The organism is Streptomyces sp. NPDC044061 (genome assembly GCF_056434305.1).
This window is the reverse complement of sequence record NZ_JBWKFL010000135.1, coordinates 1-4,025: the sequence shown is the minus strand read 5'-3', so window position 1 is coordinate 4,025 and position 4,025 is coordinate 1. Positions and strand designations below refer to the sequence as shown.

Here is a 4,025-nt window from a genome sequence, read left to right as displayed (position 1 = left end):
GCGGTCCCACTCGGCTTCGAGTCCAGACCGGGCGGTCGCCGACACACGCAGCCGGTAGGTATACCGGGCAAACCCGGCCCCCTCCACACCACTCACGCCCAACTCCCGCCGATCAAACCGAACTTGGCTTGATCATATCAAGAAAGAGCAGGTCAGAACAGATGCGAAGAGAACTCCGCCGCTGCGCGGCTCCGGTCCGAGGATCCATTCCTCCCCGGCCTGAAGGCCGGGGCCTCCTGGAAGAAGTCCGGTGAACGGCGGAAGGGTCGTCAGCGCGCGGCCGGAACGGGCGTGGGTGAAGAAGTCGGCGGCGGCGATACGCGGCCCTTCATAGGCCACCGGCGCAGCCCCGGCAGGAACACGGGCGGGAACGACGGAAGGGGTCTCCACAGGGGCAGGCACGCGGGCGGGGACGGCGGAAGCGGAAGCGGTAGCGGGTACGGGCTGGCGGGCGACGACGGTGTGGGGGCGGGACAGGGCAGTCGTCACGGCGGGCGGGGCGGTCGTCACGGCGGAACTCTGTTCGGCGTACCGGGGGGGACGCCAGGGACCGTGTGACGGCAGGCGGTTAGCCGGGCAACACCCACCACCCACAGCCACAGCAGAGCGGGCCCGGGCAGGCGCGCGGGGCGGCCCCGCCCGGGCGCGCGGTCCGGGGTGACATCGGGCCGGGACGAGGGGCGGGGCCGAGTAGTACGGGGCGCCGGGGATTGGACGGCGGGATGCCAGAGGGTGGGCTAGGAGGGCTGGCCGCCTGCGAAGGTGCGGGCGTCGATCACCTGCCAGTGATCGCTGTCGGCGTGCACCAGTCACTGGCCCGGCCGGGCCAGTAGATCACCGCCGGGCAGACGCAGACGCAAGAGGGTGGTCGCGCCCATACCGGAGGGATGGTCGAACGCGGTGCCCTTCGCCATGAGGTAGCCGACGAGGACGCCGGCCGCCGCGAGGTGGTCGGGCTGCCACCAAAACGCGCGGCGTGATGATGCGCTGGCGGCGGCGAGATGGATGTGGTCGGTGGGCGGCGTGACGGTGGCGAAGGCCGGTGAGGCGATGGCGAGGTGACTGCTCTCACCGCCGGGTGCGGTGACGCGCAGGACGTCGCCCGTGGCGAGCAGACGGACGTCGGCGGGCCAGGTCTGGCCGTGGTCATCGCTGGTGTGACGGTTACCGACGTAGAACGCCGCAGTGGCGGCCTGGTGGGCGCGCTGCTCGCCCGGCCGAGGGTGAACGTCAGGCGTAGGGGGCTGCCGTCGGGACGGGTGGCCTCGGCGACCGTGTGACTGGGCCGGTAAGCCACGGAAGTGGTCAGGGGCGGCGTTCAGGTAGGCGGTGACGGTGAAGGCGTCTCGTTGCGGGCCGGTCGGCGTGTGGTGGGCCGGGGGCGGCGTGCCAGGCACGGCGGGTGCGGTGGTGACGCGGGCGGTGACGGCGTACGGGTGGGGGGTCACGAGAATCGTCATGGCGGGAACTTCCCTTCACGCAGGGCTGGTTGACGGGCCAGACCCTGCGAGGGGCGGCAGCAAGCCGGGGCAACACCCAGCTCGGCCCGCACAACCCCGGAGTGAACACCCCGCACAGACGCGGTGCAGCCGGGCGGCCGGCCGCCGCGCACGGGCGAGCCGGGGTGGGGAGCGGGGGCGGGCCCGCCCGGCCGGTGACGGCAGGGGGGCGAGAAGGAGCAGCCACCCACCCGGATGTGGGGTGGGCGTGCAGGCGGCCTCGCCTGGGCACGGCGACGCGGGTGTACGCGTCGATGGGTCACGGCCCCTCGGTCGGCAACAGCAACTGGCCATCTGGCGCGCAGGCGTCGCGGGCGTGGTCCTGCACGGCCATGGTGTGCTCCATTGCCTGCCGGTCCTCCAGGAAGCACGCGGACCAGCCGCACCGTGTGCATCGGGACCAGAGGAAGGTGCGGGTGTCCTGCGGCCGCGACGGCGGATACGGACCCATCCATGTGCCGATGTGACGGGTGTCCATCCATGCAGACAGGCGTCGACCCTCTAGGCAGCGCCGCTCGACGTCCTCGGCGATCGTGGCCGAGGCCGCGGCAGTGGTGCATGCCGTGCAGCCATGCCGGTGCTCGGCGAACCGGTTGGGAAAGAAGGTGTTGCCAGCGGTCCTCATCTGCGTGGTACTCGCCTCTCGACGTCGGGAAGAAGGGGGCACCCGGCCGCGAGCGCGGCCGGTGGCGCGGTACGCGGGGGTGCGGTGTCGGTGGTGTGGGTGCCGCGCCGGACCGGGTGGTGTGGCGCCCCAGTGGTGCGGCGGGCTTGTTCGGGAGTCGCGGTACGGGGAGGCCGGCCTGGACCCGGGACGGTCCGTCAGGTGGTGGCCAGGGAACGCCGCGAACGCGAGGAGTGTGAAGGCGAAAGTCCGGCCAGCGTGGCGGCAGTCGGACGGCCCCGCCTGGGCGGTGCAGGACGGGGCCGGGAGCGCGGCCGGGAGCGAGGCGGGTCAGTGGCGGCTGGTGTGGCGGGTACCGGCGAGGTTGACCAGGGTGGTGGGCTCCGGGACCGGGGAGGCTCCGGCGGGGTCGACGCTGAGGTAGATGATCCAGTGGTCGGGGCCGGTGACCTTGATGACGTCGCCGGTGGAAACGGAGCGGACATCGGCGGGCCAGCTCTGGCCGTTGTCGTCGGCCCCCTGGCGGTTGCCGACGGCGAAGGCGGCGTCGGCGGCGGCCTCGTGGGTGCGGATGCGCTCGCTGGCGTGGAAGGTCAGGCGCAGGGGATGGCCGTCGGGGTGGGTGACCTCGGCGAGCGGGTGGTGAGGCTGGTAGCCGTCGAAGTTGCCGCGGGCGGTGTTCATGTAGACGGTGCCGGTGTACACGGCCGCAGCCAGGGCGGGGGGCTTGGTGGTGTCGATGCGGGCGGTGACGGTGTGGCGGCGCAGGGCAGTCGTCATGGCGGGTACTCCCGTCGGGGTGAGGCTGGTTGACGGGAGTGACCGTGTGGGGGTGGGGGGTTAGCCGGGCAACACGGCGACCAGCGCGCAACGCGCGACGCGCGACGCGGGCGCGGGAAGGCGGACAGCCCCGCACCCGGGAAGTACCGGGGGCGGGGCCGTAGGAGTTGGGGCGGGCGTGGGCCGGGTCAGGCGACGCATGCGAACGGGTCTACGGGTCTAGCCGACGAGGTGGGAGGAGGTCGGTTGCCGTACACCTCTGGCACTTTTCACGCTCTCCGGTTGTGCTCGCAGCTGTGGTGCTCAGCGGCGGCTGGTGGCGCGAACCAGGTCTCGGATGGCTGGGGCGGGGACCCGGTGCGGCACAGTGGCGGGCGGCTACTGCCGGAGTGCGTCCCAGTCGATGCGGGTTGCGCCGCCCGCGAGTTGGGCGAGCGCGGCGAGCACGGTGGAGGCCTTGGCACAGGAGGCGAAGAGCCGTCCGGCGTCGTTGCCGGTCAGGTGCGGCTCCTGCTGGGCGATGATCCAGACGGGTCGCGGCTCGCTGCCGGGCTTGTAGGCGACGGTGTGGGTGGCGCTGCTGCCGTGGGAGTCGGACGAGTCGTTGACGACTTCGAGGGTGTGGCCGGTGAAGTGGGCGGCGTATCCGGCGACGCACAGGGTGGTTCGGCAGAGCGGGTCGGTCTCGTGGGTCGGGGTGTCGGGGTGGAGGAGGGTGATTCCGCCGAGCCAGGCGGTGGGGTCGTAGTGGGCGGGGCGGGTGAGGATCGCGCTACGGATACGGGCTGCAAGCTCGGGTTTCGGCATGTTCAGGCTCCTTCTCGACGGGTGGGGTGCGGCGACAGTGCCCGGCAGTGGCCTTAGCCTCGATCCACCGACATGGTTGATGGGTGATCTTCTGAGTGGTGTGTGAGCCGGATTCGGGGCGGTGGTCGTGGTTGGGCAGGCGGTAGCCGCTGGTCTGCCCAGCTTTTCCACGTTTCGGTTCCGGTCGTGCCCTGGCGGGCGGGGGTGGTCAGAGGCTGTCTGAGGTTCCCCCGCTGTGCGGCAGGTGCTGATCAGCTGGTCAGGGCAGGTTGAAGTAGTGTGCGGTTCGTTCGTTCAGCCGTTGCCTGGTTGGC

General features: G+C 71.9%; 4 protein-coding genes. All 4 read right to left on the bottom strand.

What is annotated here, in order from left to right:
- Positions 1–809: 809 nt before the first annotated feature.
- The 4 genes from AC07CM_RS50455 to AC07CM_RS50440 all read right to left on the bottom strand — a co-directional run bounded on the left by AC07CM_RS50455 (position 810) and on the right by AC07CM_RS50440 (position 3,711).
- Complete coding sequence (locus AC07CM_RS50455; RefSeq protein ID WP_478883295.1) at positions 810–1,460, bottom strand: hypothetical protein; 651 nt, start codon at positions 1,458–1,460, stop codon at positions 810–812.
- A gap of 298 nt (positions 1,461–1,758) precedes the next feature.
- Positions 1,759–1,977 carry a hypothetical protein gene (locus AC07CM_RS50450; RefSeq protein WP_478883294.1) on the bottom strand — a complete coding sequence of 73 codons (219 nt, stop codon included), beginning with the start codon at positions 1,975–1,977 and terminating at the stop codon, positions 1,759–1,761.
- Between the two features lie 477 nt (positions 1,978–2,454).
- Positions 2,455–2,904, bottom strand: coding sequence for a hypothetical protein (locus tag AC07CM_RS50445; protein ID WP_478883293.1), 450 nt, complete (start codon positions 2,902–2,904; stop codon positions 2,455–2,457).
- Positions 2,905–3,282: 378 nt separating this feature from the next.
- Positions 3,283–3,711: a hypothetical protein gene (locus AC07CM_RS50440; protein WP_478883292.1), complete on the bottom strand. Its 429-nt coding sequence runs from the start codon at positions 3,709–3,711 to the stop codon at positions 3,283–3,285.
- Positions 3,712–4,025 lie beyond the last annotated feature (314 nt).